The organism is Shigella sp. FC1544, from assembly GCF_001722145.1.
Classification (GTDB): Bacteria; Pseudomonadota; Gammaproteobacteria; order Enterobacterales; family Enterobacteriaceae; genus Escherichia; species Escherichia coli.
The window spans coordinates 1-282 of record NZ_MECT01000507.1 but is presented as its reverse complement, the minus strand read 5'-3'; the positions used below and the strand labels follow the sequence as shown (position 1 = coordinate 282).

Below are 282 nucleotides of genomic sequence, written 5' to 3'. Positions count from 1 at the left end.
AGTCGCTGTCGTTCTCAAAATCGGTGGAGCTGCATGACAAAGTCATCGGGCATTATCTGAACATAAAACACTATCAATAAGTTGGAGTCATTACCGGTGTTATTTGGTGTTCCCAAGTAACTACTGTATTCTTTTTTTCCCATTCCATTCATATAAGAATTCGTTAAATCTTTGCTTGAAAAATTTAGGTAATGCTGCCAACTTACTGATTTAGTGTATGATGGTGATTTTAAGGTGCTTGCGTGGCTTCCATTTCCATCAGATGTCCTTCCTGCTCCGCTA

At 39.0% G+C, this 282-nt stretch carries 1 protein-coding gene and 1 pseudogene; one reads left to right on the top strand and one right to left on the bottom strand.

Annotation, left to right across the window (positions count from 1 at the left end):
- On the top strand, positions 1-80 hold an 80-nt coding region (locus BGK49_RS29810), incomplete at its 5' end, for an IS1 family transposase (protein ID WP_001401901.1).
- Between the two features lie 15 nt (positions 81-95).
- On the opposite strand, the pseudogene BGK49_RS31755 reads toward BGK49_RS29810, so the two are convergent.
- Positions 96-191 (bottom strand): annotated as a pseudogene (locus BGK49_RS31755) (hypothetical protein); the annotation flags it as partial.
- Positions 192-282 lie beyond the last annotated feature (91 nt).